The organism is Streptomyces sp. NBC_01454 (assembly GCF_036227565.1).
GTDB lineage: Bacteria > Actinomycetota > Actinomycetes > Streptomycetales > Streptomycetaceae > Streptomyces.
On sequence record NZ_CP109460.1, the window covers coordinates 5,610,389 to 5,627,095 of the forward strand.

The 16,707-nt window shown below is 72.5% G+C and carries 11 protein-coding genes and 2 tRNA genes; 11 read left to right on the forward strand and 2 right to left on the reverse strand.

The genetic code is table 11. The features are described 5' to 3' along the window. Positions 1–78 precede the first annotated feature (78 nt). From OIU81_RS24885 to OIU81_RS24895, 3 genes are all read left to right on the forward strand, one after another. Positions 79–151 (forward strand) — tRNA-Ala (locus OIU81_RS24885). A gap of 204 nt (positions 152–355) precedes the next feature. Then, entirely contained in the window at positions 356–604 is a 249-nt protein-coding gene (locus OIU81_RS24890; protein ID WP_329155622.1) for a hypothetical protein, read from the forward strand. Positions 605–607: 3 nt separating this feature from the next. Beyond that, entirely contained in the window at positions 608–841 is a 234-nt protein-coding gene (locus OIU81_RS24895; RefSeq protein ID WP_147245244.1) for a hypothetical protein, read from the forward strand. 43 nt (positions 842–884) lie between these two features. Here the strand turns inward: OIU81_RS24895 and OIU81_RS24900 are convergent, their stop codons facing one another. Beyond that, positions 885–2,255: a glycosyltransferase 87 family protein gene (locus OIU81_RS24900; protein ID WP_329151369.1), complete on the reverse strand. Its 1,371-nt coding sequence runs from the start codon at positions 2,253–2,255 to the stop codon at positions 885–887. Positions 2,256–2,407: 152 nt separating this feature from the next. On the opposite strand from OIU81_RS24900, the gene OIU81_RS24905 reads away from it, so the two are divergent. From OIU81_RS24905 to OIU81_RS24935, 7 genes are all read left to right on the forward strand, one after another. Then, positions 2,408–2,480: transfer RNA gene (locus tag OIU81_RS24905), tRNA-Ala, on the forward strand. Positions 2,481–2,875: 395 nt separating this feature from the next. Then, positions 2,876–4,834, forward strand: coding sequence for a S53 family peptidase (locus OIU81_RS24910; RefSeq protein WP_329151370.1), 1,959 nt, complete (start codon positions 2,876–2,878; stop codon positions 4,832–4,834). Positions 4,835–5,177: 343 nt separating this feature from the next. After that, positions 5,178–8,075 (forward strand): leucine--tRNA ligase, encoded by a 2,898-nt coding sequence (locus tag OIU81_RS24915; protein ID WP_329151371.1) that lies wholly within the window; start codon positions 5,178–5,180, stop codon positions 8,073–8,075. A 173-nt stretch (positions 8,076–8,248) separates the two neighbouring features. Further along, the gene (locus tag OIU81_RS24920) at positions 8,249–9,025 is read left to right on the forward strand and encodes a hypothetical protein (protein ID WP_329151372.1); all 777 of its coding nucleotides are present in this window, start codon (positions 8,249–8,251) and stop codon (positions 9,023–9,025) included. Positions 9,026–9,154: 129 nt separating this feature from the next. Continuing rightward, positions 9,155–10,000: a DegV family protein gene (locus OIU81_RS24925; RefSeq protein ID WP_329151373.1), complete on the forward strand. Its 846-nt coding sequence runs from the start codon at positions 9,155–9,157 to the stop codon at positions 9,998–10,000. Positions 10,001–10,217: 217 nt separating this feature from the next. After that, on the forward strand, positions 10,218–11,060 hold the full coding sequence (locus OIU81_RS24930) for a ComEA family DNA-binding protein (RefSeq protein ID WP_329151374.1): 843 nt from the start codon (positions 10,218–10,220) through the stop codon (positions 11,058–11,060). Positions 11,061–11,476: 416 nt separating this feature from the next. Next, positions 11,477–15,103, forward strand: coding sequence for a ComEC/Rec2 family competence protein (locus tag OIU81_RS24935; protein WP_443074039.1), 3,627 nt, complete (start codon positions 11,477–11,479; stop codon positions 15,101–15,103). 103 nt (positions 15,104–15,206) lie between these two features. Here OIU81_RS24935 and OIU81_RS24945 read toward each other — a convergent pair whose 3' ends face one another. After that, positions 15,207–15,431 carry a hypothetical protein gene (locus OIU81_RS24945; RefSeq protein WP_329155338.1) on the reverse strand — a complete coding sequence of 75 codons (225 nt, stop codon included), beginning with the start codon at positions 15,429–15,431 and terminating at the stop codon, positions 15,207–15,209. Positions 15,432–15,637: 206 nt separating this feature from the next. Between OIU81_RS24945 and holA the strand changes: the two genes are divergently transcribed. Beyond that, positions 15,638–16,621 (forward strand): DNA polymerase III subunit delta, encoded by a 984-nt coding sequence (gene holA, locus OIU81_RS24950; RefSeq protein ID WP_329151375.1) that lies wholly within the window; start codon positions 15,638–15,640, stop codon positions 16,619–16,621. Positions 16,622–16,707: the final 86 nt, after the last annotated feature.

Consider the following 16,707-nt stretch of genomic DNA (forward strand, 5'->3'; position numbering starts at 1 on the left):
ATCCGGGCAGGTCGCAGGCTAAAGTTCTTCTTGTTCGCGGCGCCGCCGGGGGAAACCCGGGGGAGCGGAACAAGACCCGGGGCTATAGCTCAGTTGGTAGAGCGCCTGCATGGCATGCAGGAGGTCAGGAGTTCAATTCTCCTTAGCTCCACAGCCCGGATGATCCCGCCTCCGACCGGAGGCGGGATCTCTGCGTTGTCCGACCCGTGGGCCGGCCGTCCGCCATGACCAGTGGTGCCCGCCCTCCCATGCGGTGCGGGTCCACGGACGCGCCGGGTGGCGCAAAAGATGGGCCTGACCCGGTCGGCGGTCCGTGGCAGAATCGGACGGCGCCGGCAGGGGAGGAGAGATCGCGATGCCCACGAGCATCCTCGAGGAGGTCAACGACCTGCTCGAAATCGCCGAGGCGCAGGGGTACGACTGGCTGCCGGAATATGTACTCCGCTTCACCTGCCCCGTTGACGGGCCCGTCTCCCCGTGCCGCGGCCGCGACGGTACCGCGCTGCAGTGCCCCTCGTGCGGTTCCTCCCATGTCGCGCAGGTGCTGGGCGACAACGGCGGCATTTCCTTCGTTTGTACGGCCTGCGGCCACAGTTGGAGCTGATGGATGGGCGCCCACAGCAGGAAATGTGACTGGTGCGGCAGCGGTACGCCGATCGTGCGTGACATGGAACCCGTCAACGCCGACTACCAGTACTGGTGCGAGGAATGCGCCCGCGCCCTGGTCATAAAGGGCGACCCGATCGAGACCTACCGGGAGCTCGACGGGGAGCCGATCTACGGGCGGCTGCTCGAAGAACACTGCACGCTGAAGCGTTTCTACTCCTTCGCCACGGCCTGAGCGGAGCCTGCCGGGCCCTGCCCGCCGTCGAACTGACACGGCATCAGGGGACCCGCAGCTGTCCGTCCCTGCCGGGCACGGCGGCCGGCCCCGTGGCTATTCCTTCGCTCAGCGCCTGCCCGCGGCCCGCCGTCCGCCGCAGCCGGACCGCGGTCAGTGCCAGCACGGCCAGGCCGGCGAGCGGATAGACGGCGGAGAGCAGCATCTGGCCGCCGTTCTGGTGCAGTTCCTGGTGGTGGTGCCAGTGATGCGGCACCCACCACAGCGCGAACGAGCAGAACATCAGGCCCAGCGCGGCCGCCACCGCCCACCGGCGGCGGGCCGCGGCGCCGCTCCGGCCCAGCGCCTCGGAGCCGAGCAGCACCAGCATCGGGACGCACCACACCCAGTGATGCGACCAGGAGATCGGGCTGATCAGGAGGGCGGTCGCGGCGCAGGCCACGGTCGCCCAGGCGCGCTCCCCGCGCAGCAGCGCCGCGACCGCCAGCGCCAGTCCGGCGGCCGCCGTCAGACCGGCGGCCACGGCCCAGGCGGCGCCGGGGTCGTGGGTGTGCAGCAGCCGGGCGAGTGCGCCGCGCAGCGACTGGTTGGCGGTGATCTCCACCTCGCCGACCCGGTCGGCGGCGAAGACGATCTCGGTCCAGAAGCGGTGCGCGTCGCGTGGCAGCACGAGCGCGGAGAGCAGCACCGTGGCCAGGAAGGTGGCGGTGGCGACGGCGGCCCGCCGCAGCCAGGGGTTCCAGGCGGCGCGCACCCCCGCGCCGGAGCGGAGCAGCTGCCCGGCCCGGACGGCCCCGGTCAGCGCGAGGAACACGGCGAACAGCGCCGGGGTGAGCTTGAGCCCGGCCGCGAGGCCGATGCCGACGCCCGCGAGACGGTGGGTGTCCCTGCGGGTCAGGTCCCACAGCACCAGCGCGGTGAGCAGGAGGTTGATCTGGCCGTAGCGCAGTGTCGTCCACACCGGCTCGCACCAGACCAGCACGGCGGAGAGCGCGAGCGCGGCGGCGGGGCGGGGCAGCTGCCGCGGGCGGCCGGCGAGCCGCAGCGAGAGGTGGACGACGGCGACGAGCAGCAGGAGGTTGCCGGCGGTGGCCAGGGTCCGCATCGCCGGGACGTCCACGAGGGTGAGCGGGGTGAACAGCAGTGCCGCGAAGGGCGGGTAGGTGTTGGGCAGCTGCGCCGAGGTCGCCACCATGTCGTAGAGGGACCCGCCGCCGCGGACGGTGAAGCCCTCGGCGCGGTAGACCATGAGGTCGATCATCGTCACGTGCGCCAGGCGCTGTGCGGTCCAGAAGGCCGTGAAGGAGACCAGGCAGGCGAGGGCCGCCATGAGGGTCGGGTGCCGGCGGAGGAGGCCCGTGCCGGGGTGTGCGCCGCCGGGGTCGGTGGGCTGTCGCAGCTCCAGCGCGGTCACGGCGTACGGCCCCCCAGGACGAATCGGACACTGCCTGCCGAGAGTACCGCGTGTCGCCCCCCGGGCCCCGGCCGGAACGATTTGGCAGAAGGCGGGGAGGTCCGTGTAATGTAGGCGATGCCGCAGCGGGGAACCGCGCGGGAACAGAATACGGGGCTATAGCTCAGTTGGTAGAGCGCCTGCATGGCATGCAGGAGGTCAGGAGTTCAATTCTCCTTAGCTCCACAGTGAGCGAAGCAGGTCATCCGATGCGGATGGCCTGCTTTGTCGTGTGACCCGCTTCGTGGGATGGCCCGCTTCGTCGCGCGGGTCCGTCCCGGGCGGCCCGGGGGCTCGCACCCGGCCGTCGTGCTCCCGGGGTTGCGTGGAGATCCGGTCAACCAAGCGTCCGTTATGGCGAGTTGGTCGTTCGCTCTGTGCTCATTCCTGACCAGCCCTTGCCATTCCTTGGTCTCTTCTTGGTGATCGCATGCCCCTGACATGAACGGTTCACCGAAAGAGTGGCGAATCGCGTGAGCGTCACATCCGACGCATTCATCGCTCGTGCGGTGCCGCACACCTGGCGCCCCGGCGCAGCGCGGCACCCCGCAGCGCACCGCATTGCCACAGCAGGGGGTTACATGAGATCAAGCCGCACCAGATCACTGCGCGCCCGTGCCGGTCTGGCCTGGGCAGCGACGCTGCCGCTGGTCGCCGGCGCGCTCGCGCTGGGGGCGCCGGCCGCCGATGCCGCGGGCCACGACGGGGGTCGGCACGCACTGCAGGGCACCAAGCCGCTGTGGGCCACCTCGCGGGCCGACCAGGGCGCCACGTCCGCGTCCGCGGCCGTCACCGCCCGCGTCTACCTGGCCGGCCGCGACGCCAAGGGCCTCGCCGACTACGCCCGGGCCGTGTCCGACCCGCACTCCGCCGCGTACGGGAAGTACCTGAGCCCCGCCCAGGTGCGCTCGCGCTTCGGTGCCACGCACGACCAGATAGCCAAGGTGACCGACTGGCTGAAGAAGTCCGGCCTGACGGTCACCGGCAGCACGCAGCGCTATCTCGCGGTCAAGGGCGATGCCGCCGCGGCCGAGCGCGCCTTCGCCACCGACCTGCACAACTACCGCAAGAGCGGGCACACTTACCACGCGCCGTCGACCACGGCCTCCGCGCCCGCCGCGCTGGCCCACGCGGTCCTGACCGTCACGGGTCTGGACAACGCGCCGCGCCGCGCCACGCACCACTCCAGCGAACTGCCGCCGCCGGAGGGCGTGTTCCACAACTCCGGTCCCTTCTCCTCGTACTACGGCTCCAAGACGGACAAGAAGCTGCCGTCCGCCTACGGGAACAAGGCGCCGTACGCGATCAAGGGCTACACCGGCAAGCAGCTGCGTGCCGCCTACGGTGCGAAGAAGTGGACCGGCAAGGGCGTCACCGTCGCGATCACCGACGCGTACGCCTCGCCGAGCATCGCCAAGGACGCGGACACCTACGCCGGCCGTAACGGGGACCCCCGCTACCGCCACGGCCAGCTGTCCCAGGTGCTGCCCGCGGACTACACCCACATCAAGGAGTGCGGCGCGGCCGGCTGGTACGGCGAGGAGACCCTCGACGTCGAGGCCGTCCACGCGGTCGCCCCCGACGCCGACATCGTCTACGTCGGCGGCGCCTCCTGCATGGACGACGACCTGATCGACTCGCTCGGCAAGGTCGTCGACGGGCACCTCGCCGACATGGTCTCCAACTCCTGGGGCGACCTGGAGGCGAACGAGACCCCGGATTCGGCGGCCGCCTACGACCAGCTCTTCCAGCAGGGCGCGGTGCAGGGCATCGGCTTCTACTTCTCCTCCGGCGACGACGGTGACGAGGTCGCCAAGACGGGCACCAAGCAGGTCGACAGCCCGGCGAACTCCCCCTGGGTGACCGCGGTCGGCGGCACCTCCCTGGCCGTCGGCAAGCACGACGCGTACCAGTGGGAGACCGGCTGGGGCACCCAGAAGGCGCTGCTGTCCAAGGACGGCAACGACTGGACCGGCTTCCCGGGCGCGTTCAACGGCGGCGCCGGCGGCGGCACCAGCACGAGCGTGGCGCAGCCCTTCTACCAGCGCGGAGTCGTTCCGGACGGGCTCGCGAAGGCGAACGGCGGCGGCGCGATGCGTACCGTCCCGGACATCGCCGCGGTCGCCGACCCCAACACCGGCTTCCTGGTCGGCCAGACCCAGACGCTGCCGAGCGGAAAGCTCGGCTACGACGAGTACCGCATCGGCGGCACCTCGCTGGCCGCTCCGGTGATCGCCGGAGTCCAGGCGCTGGCCCAGCAGGCCCGGCACGGCGTCGCCATCGGCTTCGCCAACCCCGGCATCTACCAGCGCTACGGCACCCCGGCGTACCACGACGTCACCGACCACCCGCTGGGCGCCGGCCGTGACCTGGCCGTCGTCCGCGTCGACTACGTCAACGGAGTGGACAGCAGCAAGGGCACCACGACCTCGCTGCGCAGCCTGGGCAAGGACAGCTCCCTGCACGCGGGCGTCGGCTACGACGACGTCACCGGCGTGGGTTCGCCGGGCACCGGCTACGTGAGCTCCTACCGCCCCTGACGCGGGGACGCGGCACCGCCCCCCCGCCCCGCCCGTGGCTCCATGACGCGGCGGTACACGGCGGTACACGGCGGTACACGCCGAGAGGAGTACGGGGTATCGGCGGCGGGGCCCGCGCTGGGGTCATCCTCAGCGCGGGCCCCGTACGCCCTGCGGTACCCTGACGCCATGCGTGCCGTACGCCTTCTGCTTAGCGGGCCGCGCTGATCAGTACCGAAGGATCACAGATCCTGTCGGCATCGGCGCGGCGTCCCCTCCTGTGCGAGGGGTCTTTTTGTTTCCGGCGCGCCCGGGATCTGGCGCGTTACCGCAGGCAGAGACGATCGATGGAGCTTTGAGGACGATGAGCGAGACGACCACCGCTGCCGAGGTGGCAGCGCCGCACCGCTATACGGCCGCGCTGGCCGCCGACATCGAGGCACGTTGGCAGGCCTACTGGGAGGAGAACGGGACCTACGAGGCCCCGAACCCCAGCGGCGAGCTGGCCGGCGACGCCGAGGTGGCGGCGCGCCCCAAGAAGTTCATCATGGACATGTTCCCCTACCCGTCGGGCGCGGGCCTGCACGTCGGCCACCCCCTGGGGTTCATCGCCACCGACGTCTACGCCCGCCACCAGCGGATGACGGGCCACAACGTCCTGCACACCCTGGGCTTCGACGCCTTCGGCCTGCCCGCCGAGCAGTACGCGGTGCAGACCGGCACCCACCCGCGGGTCTCCACCGAGGCCAACATCGTGAACATGCGGCGCCAGCTGCGCCGCCTGGGCCTGGGCCACGACCAGCGCCGTTCGGTCGAGACGATCGACCCGGCGTACTACAAGTGGACCCAGTGGATCTTCCTGCAGATCTTCAACTCCTGGTACGACCCGGAGGCGGACGCGGCCCGTCCGGTCGACACCCTGGTCGCCCAGTTCGAGGCCGGCACCCGCCCCACCCCCGACGGCCGGGCCTGGAGCGAGCTGAGCGCCCTGGAGCGCGCCGACGTCCTGGGCGAGTACCGCCTGGCGTACGCCTCGGACGCGCCGGTCAACTGGTGCCCCGGACTGGGCACGGTGCTGGCCAACGAGGAGGTCACCGCCGACGGCCGCTCCGAGCGCGGCAACTACCCCGTCTTCAAGGCCAAGCTGCGCCAGTGGAACATGCGCATCACCGCTTACGCGGACCGGCTGCTGAACGACCTGGACGCGCTGGACTGGCCGGAGGCCATCAAGCTGCAGCAGCGCAACTGGATCGGCCGCTCCGAGGGCGCCCGGGTCGACTTCCCGGTGGGCGACGAGAAGATCACCGTCTTCACCACCCGCCAGGACACCCTGTTCGGCGCCACGTACATGGTGCTGGCGCCCGAGCACCCGCTGATCGCCGGCGCCGAGAACGGCACCGGCACCGGCGCGATCGTTCCGGACGCCTGGCCCGAGGGCACCCACGACGTGTGGACCGGCGGCCACGCCACCCCGGCCGACGCGGTCGCCGCGTACCGCAAGCAGGCCGCCGCCAAGTCGGACGTCGAGCGGCAGGCCGAGGCCAAGGACAAGACCGGCGTCTTCACCGGCGCCTTCGCGACCAACCCGGTCAGCGGCGAGCAGGTCCCGGTCTTCATCGCCGACTACGTCCTGATGGGCTACGGCACCGGCGCGATCATGGCGGTGCCCGCGCACGACAGCCGTGACTTCGCCTTCGCCCGCGCCTTCGAGCTGCCGATGCGCTGCGTCGTCGAGCCGTCGGACGACCGGGGCACCGACCCCTCGACCTGGGACGACGCCTTCGCCTCCTATGAAGCGAAGATCATCAACTCGTCCGGCGCGGACATCTCGCTGGACGGCCTGGGCGTGACCGCGGGCAAGGCCAAGATCACCGAGTGGCTGGCCGACCGGGGCATCGGCGCGGGCACGGTCAACTTCCGGCTGCGCGACTGGCTGTTCAGCCGGCAGCGCTACTGGGGCGAGCCCTTCCCGATCGTCTACGACGAGGACGGCGTCGCCCACGCGCTGCCCGCCTCCATGCTGCCGCTGGAGCTGCCCGAGGTCGAGGACTACTCCCCGCGCACCTTCGACCCGGACGACGCCGACACCCAGCCGGAGACGCCGCTGTCCCGCAACGCGGACTGGGTCCATGTCGACCTGGACCTGGGCGACGGCAACGGCATCCGGCGCTACCGCCGCGAGACCAACACCATGCCCAACTGGGCGGGTTCGTGCTGGTACGAGATGCGCTACCTGGACCCGCGCAACGCCGAGGCGCTGGTCGCCCCGGACATCGAGCAGTATTGGATGGGGCCGCGCGAGGGCCGGCCGGCCGGCGGCGTCGACCTGTACGTGGGCGGCGCGGAGCACGCCGTGCTGCACCTGCTGTACGCCCGCTTCTGGTCCAAGGTGCTGCACGACCTGGGCCATGTCTCGTCCTCCGAGCCCTTCCACAAGCTGTACAACCAGGGCATGATCCAGGCCTTCGTCTACCGGGACAGCCGTGGCATCGCCGTCCCGGCCGCCGAGGTCGAGGAGCGCGACGGCGGCTACTACTACCAGGGCGAGAAGGTCAGCCGCGTCCTGGGCAAGATGGGCAAGTCCCTGAAGAACGCCGTCACTCCCGACGAGATCTGCGGCGAGTACGGCGCGGACACCCTGCGCCTGTACGAGATGGCGATGGGCCCGCTGGACGTCTCGCGGCCGTGGGACACCCGGGCCGTCGTGGGCCAGTACCGCCTGCTGCAGCGCCTGTGGCGCAATGTCGTCGACGAGGCGACCGGCGAGGTCACCGTCGTCGACGCCGAGCCGGACGAGGCCACGCTGCGCGCCCTGCACAAGGCGATCGACGGCGTCACCCAGGACATGGCGAACCTGCGCTTCAACACCGCCATCGCCAAGGTGACCGAGCTGAACAACCACCTGACCAAGACGGGCGGCGCCGTCCCGCGCACGGTCGCGGAGCAGCTGGTGCTGCTGGTCGCCCCGCTGGCGCCGCACATCGCCGAGGAGCTGTGGCGCAAGCTGGGCCACGACGACACCGTGGTGCACGCGGGCTTCCCGGTGGCCGACCCGGCGTATGTCGTCGACGAGACCGTGACCTGCGTCGTCCAGATCAAGGGCAAGGTCAAGGCCCGCCTGGAGGTCGCCCCGTCGATCTCCGACGCGGACCTGGAGGCCACGGCCCTGGCGGAGCCGGCCGTCGTCGCGGCGCTGAACGGAGCGGGCATCCGGAAGGTCATCGTCCGGGCGCCGAAGCTGGTGAACATCGTCCCGGCGTAGTCGCCGGCGGGTGCCCGGGGTCGCCCCGGGCACCCGGCAGCGGGCACATGGGGGGTTTCCCCTACGGGCAGGTTGGGGGTTCGTCCGGAACCCGTGACCTGCCCGAGCCGTTTACCGTGGAGGTACAAGGGTGCGGGCACCGCCGGCGCCGCCGACACGTCTGGGGAGAGCCCATGGAAGCTGTCGTCGCCATCCTCGGGCTGCTCTTCGTGCTGTTCGTCGTGGCCGGGGTGTTCGCCGCGGTCAAGGCCGTGCAGGCGGCCAAGCGGGGCGTGGACCGTACGGTCGCCCAGGCCCGCAGAACCGTCGAGGACACCGGCCTTCGCGCCCGGCAACTCGCCCAGCCCGGCGTCGTCGGGGAACTCGCCCAGCTGCGGCTCTCGCTGCGCACCTCCATGCGCGCCACCCAGGACGTGCTCCGCTCCGGTTCGCCGGACGACGCCTCCCTCAGTGAGGCGACCGGTCTCTTCCAGCGGCTGAGCGCCCATGGCCATGAGCTCGACGAAGAACTCAAGCGGCTCGAACGCGAGCCCGACCGGGCCACCATCGCCGCCCGTCTGGCGGAGCTCCGCGAGCGCACGGAGCGGATCACACACTCCGCGGAATCGCTGCGCTGGGCCGCCCGGGACCGTGCCCGCAAATTCGCGGACGACGATCTGGCCTCGCTCAGCGACCAGATCGATGTCGAGTCCGGAGCGCTGCGGCACTGGACCCGGGCCGAGGACACCGGCACCGCGGACCCGCTGCGCGAGCCCGTACGGGAACGCTGGGGCACGGCGGGACAGCCGCAGGGAGCGGGGCGCGGTCCCGCGAGGGCGGGCGCGGCCGGCAGTGGTGACGACTGGGGCCCGGCGTCCGAGGACCCGCCGGCCCTCACCACCCGCGATCCCCGCACCCAGCCGTCCTACCCCTGGCAGAAGGCCCCGCGGACGGAGGGCACGACGACATGAGACCGGCAGGGCCCTGACGAGCGGGGACGGCGGGGACCGGCCTCTTGGCAGAGTCTTGGGGAAGCCTGGAAGATCTTGGGGAGGGGCCCGCACTGTGCGCCGTCGGGATCCCCGGATAACCTCCCATTCATGTCCCGCCATGTCGCGATCGTCACCGATTCCACGGCCTACTTGCCGCGGACGGCTCTCGAACGCCACCACATCACGGCCGTTCCGCTGACCGTCGTCCTGGGGGACCAGGCCCTGGAAGAGGGCACCGAGATCTCCGCGAGATCCGTCGCGGAGGCGCTCCAGAAGCGCCGCCCCGTGACGACCTCCCGGCCCAGCCCCACGGTGTTCGCGGAGACCTACCGCACGGTCGCGGCCGCCGGCGCGGACGCCATCGTCTCGCTCCACCTCTCGTCCGAGTTCTCCGGCACCTATGACGCGGCGGTGCTCGCGGCCAAGGAGGCCCCGGTACCGGTACACGTCGTGGACACCGGGATGGTCGCGATGGCCCTGGGCTTCTGCGCCCTCGCCGCCGCGGAGACGGCGGAGGCCGGTGGGGACGCGGACGACGCGGTCGCCGCCGCGCAGAAGCGCGCCGCCGGCACCTCCGCCTACTTCTACGTCGACACCCTCGACTATCTGCGCCGTGGCGGGCGCATCGGCGCCGCCCAGGCACTGCTCGGCTCCGCACTTGCCGTCAAGCCGCTCCTGCAACTGGCCGACGGGCGGATCGAACTGCTGGAGAAGGTCCGTACGGCGTCCAAGGCCATCGCACGGCTGGAGGAGATCGCCGCGGAGCGGGCGGGCGAGGGCCAGGTCGATATCGCGGTCCACCATCTCGCCGCGGCGGAGCGCGCGGACGCGCTGGCCCAGCGGCTGCGGGAGCGGGTGCCCGGGCTCCATGAGCTGCATGTCAGCGAGGTCGGCGCGGTGATCGGCGCGCATACGGGACCGGGGCTGCTGGGGGCCGTGGTGTCGCCGCGCTGAGTGGGGCGGCGGAGCGCCCCGTGGGTGACGAAGTTATCCACACCCGGTGCGCCGTCCACCGGATCTGAGGCAGCTCGGCGAGATCCGCGAGGGGTGCTTAGCGTCGGTCGGTATGAACCCGTCGCGCTCCTCTCCAACTCCTCCTTCTGCCGCATCTGTTCAGGATTCCGTTTCTGCTTCCGCTCCTGCTTCCGCTTCTGCTCCCGAACGGGAGCGGATGCGGGCCCGGGCTGCGGCGATCTTCGGCGCCGTGGGCGCGGGCTCCGGGGCCGGGCCGCCGCCGGAGCACGGCCCGCCGGATGCTCGCCGTCGTGAGCGGGTGTGGCTCGCCGTCCGCGAACGGCTTCCGCTCTGGGTGCAGTTACGGTGCGGCACGGACCCGAAGGCGCTGGCCGCCCTGGTGCTGGTGCTGGTGGTGGCCGTGGGATTCGCCGTGCAGCACTTCTGGACCGGACGCCCCGAGCCGGTACGGGCCCCGGCGGCCGAGCGGTCCGTGGGCGCATCCGGCCCCGTCCCGCGTTCCTCGTCGCAGCCGGCCTCGTCCTCGTCCGCCGCTGCGGTGGCGAGCGGTCCGCCGGGCGAGGCGGGGCGGCAGCTGGTCGTCGATGTGACGGGCAAGGTCCGGCACCCAGGAATTCACCGGATGCCGCCGGGATCGCGGGTGATCGACGCGCTGCAGGCCGCGGGCGGAGTGCTGCGCGGGGCGAGCGTCCGTGGGCTCAACCGGGCCCGTCGGCTGACCGATGGCGAGCAGATCGTGGTCGGTGCGCCCGGTGGCGGGGCCGGTGCCGGCGGCGGGCCAGGTCCCGCTGACGCGGGGGGCGGGGGTTCGGGAAGTGGGGTACCGAGCGCCGGAGGCGGTCCCGGAGGTCCGGTCAGCCTGAGCTCGGCGACCGAGCAGCAGCTCGACGCCCTCCCCGGCGTGGGACCCGTCCTGGCCCGCCACATCATCGAATTCCGCACCCAGCATGGCGGATTCACCTCGGTGGAACAGCTCCGCCAGGTGACCGGCATCGGTGATCGCCGGTTCGCCGATCTGCGCCCCTTGGTGGAGCCGTGACCGGTACCCGCGCCACCGTGCACGCCCGGGCGGCATCCCGGCACGGCTCCTCGGACCCGCACCAGGAGGGCCCGGTCGATCTGCGGCTTGTTGCGCCCGCGCTGGCGGCCTGGGCGGCTGCGGCGATCGGTCTGGGCGTTCCCGGTGGGGGAGTGGCGGTGGCTGTGGGTGTCGCCGTGCTGCTCGCGGTGGGCGTGTGGTGGGTGGCGGTGGTGCGGTGCGGGGCGGGGCGTGGCTCAGAGGCGGATGAGGAGGAGGACGGCGTCACGCCAGCCGATACCGAGGGGCCAGGAGTGGCCGATACCGAAGGGCCAGAAGTGGCCGATACCGGTGGGCGAGGCAGGGGCGACGCCCGCGGGCGAGGAACACGGGCGGCTCCTCCCCGTTCTCCTCGCATTCGGTCTGCGGGGGCGTTGATGGCCTTGGCGGCGGTGCTGCTGTGCGCCGGGGCGGGGGCCGCGTCAGCGGCGTTGCATGCGGCGGATGTGCGGCGGGGGCCGCTGCCGGCCACGGCGGAGCAGTTCGGGCAGGTCACGGCCGAGCTGGAGGTGACCGGCGACCCTCGACTGACCCGTCCCAAGGTGCGGGGCTCGCAACGGACGCCCCCGGTATTGGTGTTCACGGCTGAAGCCGTGCGCGTCACGGCACCCCACGGCACGGTCACCGCGGTCCGCACACCGACGCTGGTCGTCGTGCAGCAGCGCGGAGGGGGCCGCGGCATGGGGGGAGGGGGCGGAGGGGGCGGAGGAGCCCCGTACGAGCCGGGACCGGCACACCGCGACGCAGCTCGCGAGAGTCTCTGGTCGGCCTGGCGTGGGCTGCTGCCCTCGACCCGTATCCGCGTGGTGGCGCGCGCCGCACCGCCCCTGTCCCCGGCCGATCAGGTCGCGGCCGTGCTGCGGGTCACCGCTGACGCGCCGCCGGTCAAGGTCGGTGCGCCCACTGCCCTGGAGCGGCTGGCGGGAAGCCTGCGCGCGGGCCTGCGCGAGGCCACCGACGGGTTGAGCCCCGACGCCCGTGCGCTGCTGCCCGGGCTCGTCGTGGGGGACACCTCGCGCGTGCCACCGGATCTCGACGATGCCTTCCGTGCCACCGATCTGACGCATCTGCTCGCCGTTTCGGGCAGCAATCTGACGATCGTGCTCGCCCTGCTGATCGGACCGCCGCACCTCGCGACGCGTGCCGAACGCCGCGGGCTGGCGCCGCGCCTGGGACTGTCGTTGCGTGGCACGGCAGTGGTCGGAGGCGCGATCGCCCTGGCCTTCGTCGTGGTGTGCCGCCCGGATCCGAGCGTGCTGCGGGCCGCCGTCTGCGGGCTGATCACACTGCTCGCGATCGGCACCGGCCGCCGCCGCTCCCTCCTGCCCGCGCTCGCTGCCGCGGTCCTGCTGCTGGTGCTCTACGACCCCTGGCTCGCCCGTAGCTACGGCTTTCTGCTGTCCGTACTGGCGACCGGCGCACTGCTGCTGCTCGCACCGCGCTGGAGCGCCGCCCTGCAAAGGCGCCGGGTTCCGCCCCGGATCGCCGAGGTGATCGCCGCCGCGGCCGCCGCCCAGGCGGTCTGCGCACCCGTGGTCGCCGTGCTGGCGGCCCGGGTGGGCCTGGTGGCCGTGCCCTGCAACCTGCTGGCCGAACTCGCCGTGGGCCCCGCGACGGTGCTGGGTTTCGCCGCACTCGCCGCCGCCCCCGTCGTGCTGCCGGTGGCCCGGGCACTGGCGTGGTGCGCGGGCTGGCCCGCCGAGTGGATCGCCGGCGTGGCCCGTACGGGGGCCGGGCTGCCGGGGGCCGAATTCGAGTGGCCGGGGGGCTGGGCCGGCGGGCTGATGCTGGCGGTCGTGCTGGTGGTCCTGGTATCGGTGGGGCGCCGATTGCTGCGCCGCCCCTGGCTGTGTGCGCTCTGCGCGCTGGCGGTGATCCTGGCGGTCTGCCGCCCCGCCCCGTTCACCCGCATCATCACCGGCTGGCCACCGCCCGGGTGGCGGGCGGTGGCTTGCGACGTGGGGCAGGGCGACGGTCTGGTGCTGGCGGCCGGGGACGGTACGGCGCTGGTGGTGGACACCGGGCCGGAGCCGCGTGCCATCGACCGCTGTCTCACCGACCTGGGCGTCCGCCGCATTCCCCTGCTCGTCCTGACGCACTTTCACGCCGACCATGTGGACGGGCTTCCCGGGGCGCTCCGCGGCCGCTCGGTCGGGGCGATCGAGACCACGACCCTGGAAGATCCGCCGGGGCAGGCGCAGTTCGTGCGCACCACGGCTGCCGCGGCCGGGGTCCCGCTCGTCCGTGCCGCAACGGGCGAGCGCCGCCACCTGGGGCCGCTCACCTGGGAGGTCCTGTGGCCACCCGCTCCCCCTGACCTTCCCGGCCCTCACAGCCCTGATCTTCCCGGCCCCCACAGCCCTGGCGTCCCCGGTAGCCCCGGTGCCCCCGGCAGCCAGGCGCCCGGCCCCGATGGCCGCAACGGTTCCGAAGCCCTCGACGGCCCGAACGACGCCAGCGTCACCCTGCTCGTCCGTACGCACGGGCTCACCATCCTGCTGCTCGGCGACCTCGAACCACCCGCACAACGGGCGTTGTTGGCGGCTCATCCGGAGCTGGGCGCGGTCGATGTGCTGAAGGTGGCGCACCACGGCTCCGCCTACCAGGACCCGCCGCTGATACACCGGTTGGCGCCCCGGCTGGCGCTGATCTCCTGCGGTACCGGCAACCCGTACGGTCATCCGGCCGTCGGCACCCTCGCGGCCCTGCGGGCTCAGGGCGTCCGGGTGCTGCGTACGGACACCGACGGAGCCATCGCGGTCCTGGGCACCACCGGCAGCCTGTCCGCGACGGTGAGCGGCCACCGCACCCTGACGCCACAGGCCGGCGCCCCGAGAAGCCGTGCGGGGCCGGCAGGTGCCCGCCGAACCGGCGCGATGCCGGCGGGTGCGGGGGAGAGGCGTCCGGGCCTGGCGGGTGCCCGAAGATCCCGTGCCGGTCCGGCCCGTGCCGGTCCGGCCCGTGCCGGTGGGCCCCGTGGCAGGCCGGCCGGTAGGTCCCGGGCCAGCGCGCGCAGGCCCGGACGATCAAGGAAGTCCGATGAAAGAGGATCTATAGACTCTGGATTGTGGAGGGCAGGCCCGCGCCCACCGCCCGGCCGATGGCTTCGTCCGAGTCGTGGGCCTGCCGGCCGGCACGGAACGTCGCTGACACGATGGCCGCCAGATCTGCCCCGGCGGCATGACGGAACCGCCGTCGGTTCGCCCCGGAGAGGACACCTGATGGACACCGCCGCAGCCGATGCCTACCTCGACCGGATAGGCGCCGCCCGCCCGGCATCCCCGGATGCCGAGGCGCTGCGTGCGCTGCACCTGCGTCATCTGCGCACCGTCCCCTTCGAGAACCTCTCCCTCCATCTCGGCGAGGAGAGCGTGCTCGCGGAGCGGCCACTGCTGGACAAGATCGTCGGAGCCCGGCGCGGCGGCTTCTGTTACGAGCTCAACGGCGCCTTCGCCATGTTGCTGGGCGCACTCGGCTACGGGGTCGAGCTGTTGTCCGCCCGCGTCTTCGGCCCCGACGGGCTCGGGATCCCGTATGACCACCTCGTGCTGCGCGTGGTGACACCGGACGGGCCGCGGCTCGCCGATGTCGGCTTCGGCAGGCATTGTCACTTCCCGCTCCGCTGGGACAGCCGCGCAGAGCAGCATGAACCGGGCGGGGTGTTCCGGATCGAGGAGACGGCCGAGGGGGATCTCGATGTCCTGCGGGACGGCTCCCCGCAGTACCGCGTCGAGCAACGCCCGCGTGCGCTCAAGGACTTCGAGGTGGGCTGCTGGTGGCACCGCACCTCGCCCCGGTCGCACTTCACACAGTCCCTGGTGTGCTCCCGGCTGACGGAGACCGGGCGGATCACGCTCTCCGGCCGGACACTCGTGCTCACCGGGGCGGACGGCGAACGCGAGGAGCGTCAGGTGGGCGACGGCGAGGTCCTTGCCGCATACCGGGAGCACTTCGGGATCGTGCTGGAGCGGGAGCCCGTGGTCGGTGAGCCCGCGGGTGGGTGAGGTGAGGCGGGTGAGGGCGCGGGTGCCCAGGTCTGGTTATCTCCGCATATCTCAGCGCCCCCAGATATGCACTCGCCCCCGGATGCTCACCAGCCGCCGGAAGTCACTCGGCCTCGCGCCAGCCCTCGTACTCGGCCGCGAGGTCGTGCAGCTGCTCCGGGTCGTGGGCGGCGTCCGGGTCTTCGACCACCACCAGCCACTGAGCGTCCTCGGCATCGTCCTCACCGGCCAGGGCATCCCGTACGAGCTGCGGTTCCTCGGCGATACCGAAGCGCTCCGTCAGTGCTTCGGCCACCTCCTCCGCCGCGTCGCGGTCGGGCAGTACCAGTACGTGCCGTAGATGCGGTCCGTGCGGTCCGTGCGGTCCGTGCGGTACATGCCGATCGTGCGGTGGGTGTGGGGCAGCATCGTTCACCTGGCCATTGTCCGACAGGTGAGGGGGCTCGAACTGCCAGGGGGAGGGTGGGCCGTTCCGGCAGGGGCGGCGGGCGGTCCGGGCCCGGTTGTCAGTGGGGCGTGGGATGCTGGACCGCGATGGCCAGGAAGACAGCTCACGACGACCCGCTCGCCCCCGTCACGATCGCGGTGGGCCAGGAAGACCTGCTGCTCGACCGCGCGGTGCAGCAGGTGGTGGCGGCCGCCCGGGCGGCCGACGCGGACACTGACGTGCGCGACCTCACCCCCGATCAGCTGCAGCCCGGCACCCTCGCCGAGCTGACCAGCCCGTCCCTGTTCGCCGAGCGCAAGGTCGTGGTGGTGCGCGCCGCCCAGGACCTGTCCGCGGACACCATCAAGGACGTCAAGACGTATCTCGGTTCGCCCGCCGAGGAGATCACCCTGGTGCTGCTGCATGCCGGTGGCGCCAAGGGAAAGGGCCTGTTGGATGCCGCCCGTAAGGTCGGCGCCCGGGAGATCGCCTGCCCCAAGATGACCAAGCCGGCCGACCGGCTGGCCTTTGTCCGGGGCGAGTTCCGCGCGGTCGGACGCTCGGCGACGCCCGAGGCCAGTCAGTCGCTGGTCGATGCGATCGGCAGCGATCTGCGGGAGCTGGCCTCGGCTTGTTCGCAGCTGGCTGCGGACGTCGAGGGCACGATCGACGAGACCGTCGTCGCGCGCTATTACACGGGCCGGGCCGAGGCGTCGAGCTTCACCGTCGCGGACCGTGCCGTCGAGGGCCGGGCCGCCGAGGCGCTGGAGGCATTGCGCTGGGCGATCTCCACCGGCGTCGCCCCCGTCATGATCACCAGCGCGCTCGCCCAAGGCGTCCGCGCCATCGGCAAGCTGGCCTCGGCCCCGCGCGGTGCTCGCCCCGGCGACCTCGCCCGCGAACTGGGCATGCCGCCCTGGAAGATCGACCGGGTGCGCCAGCAGATGCGCGGCTGGTCGGCGGACGGCGTCGCCACGGCGCTGCGCGCGGTGGCGGCGGCCGATGCGGGCGTCAAGGGCGGCGGGGACGATCCGGGGTACGCCCTGGAGAAGGCCGTCGTGGTGATCGCCCGGGCGGCCCGGTCGCGCTGAGGCAGCCGTGGCGCTGCGGGGTTACGGCCGGGTGGTGGTACGGCACGGGCGGCTAAGGGCGGCACCCGAGGAGTCGCTGTGCCGCC

Bases quoted from the DNA above. Each gene is read 5' to 3' on its own strand.
- OIU81_RS24890 (WP_329155622.1), top strand. From the start codon at position 356: ATGCCCACGAGCATCCTCGAGGAGGTCAACGACCTGCTCGAAATCGCC.
- OIU81_RS24920 (WP_329151372.1), top strand. From the start codon at position 8,249: ATGGAAGCTGTCGTCGCCATCCTCGGGCTGCTCTTCGTGCTGTTCGTC.
- OIU81_RS24930 (WP_329151374.1), top strand. From the start codon at position 10,218: ATGCGGGCCCGGGCTGCGGCGATCTTCGGCGCCGTGGGCGCGGGCTCC.
- OIU81_RS24935 (WP_443074039.1), top strand. From the start codon at position 11,477: ATGGCCTTGGCGGCGGTGCTGCTGTGCGCCGGGGCGGGGGCCGCGTCA.
- OIU81_RS24910 (WP_329151370.1), top strand. From the start codon at position 2,876: ATGAGATCAAGCCGCACCAGATCACTGCGCGCCCGTGCCGGTCTGGCC.
- OIU81_RS24925 (WP_329151373.1), top strand. From the start codon at position 9,155: ATGTCCCGCCATGTCGCGATCGTCACCGATTCCACGGCCTACTTGCCG.
- holA (WP_329151375.1), top strand. From the start codon at position 15,638: ATGGCCAGGAAGACAGCTCACGACGACCCGCTCGCCCCCGTCACGATC.
- OIU81_RS24915 (WP_329151371.1), top strand. From the start codon at position 5,178: ATGAGCGAGACGACCACCGCTGCCGAGGTGGCAGCGCCGCACCGCTAT.
- OIU81_RS24895 (WP_147245244.1), top strand. From the start codon at position 608: ATGGGCGCCCACAGCAGGAAATGTGACTGGTGCGGCAGCGGTACGCCG.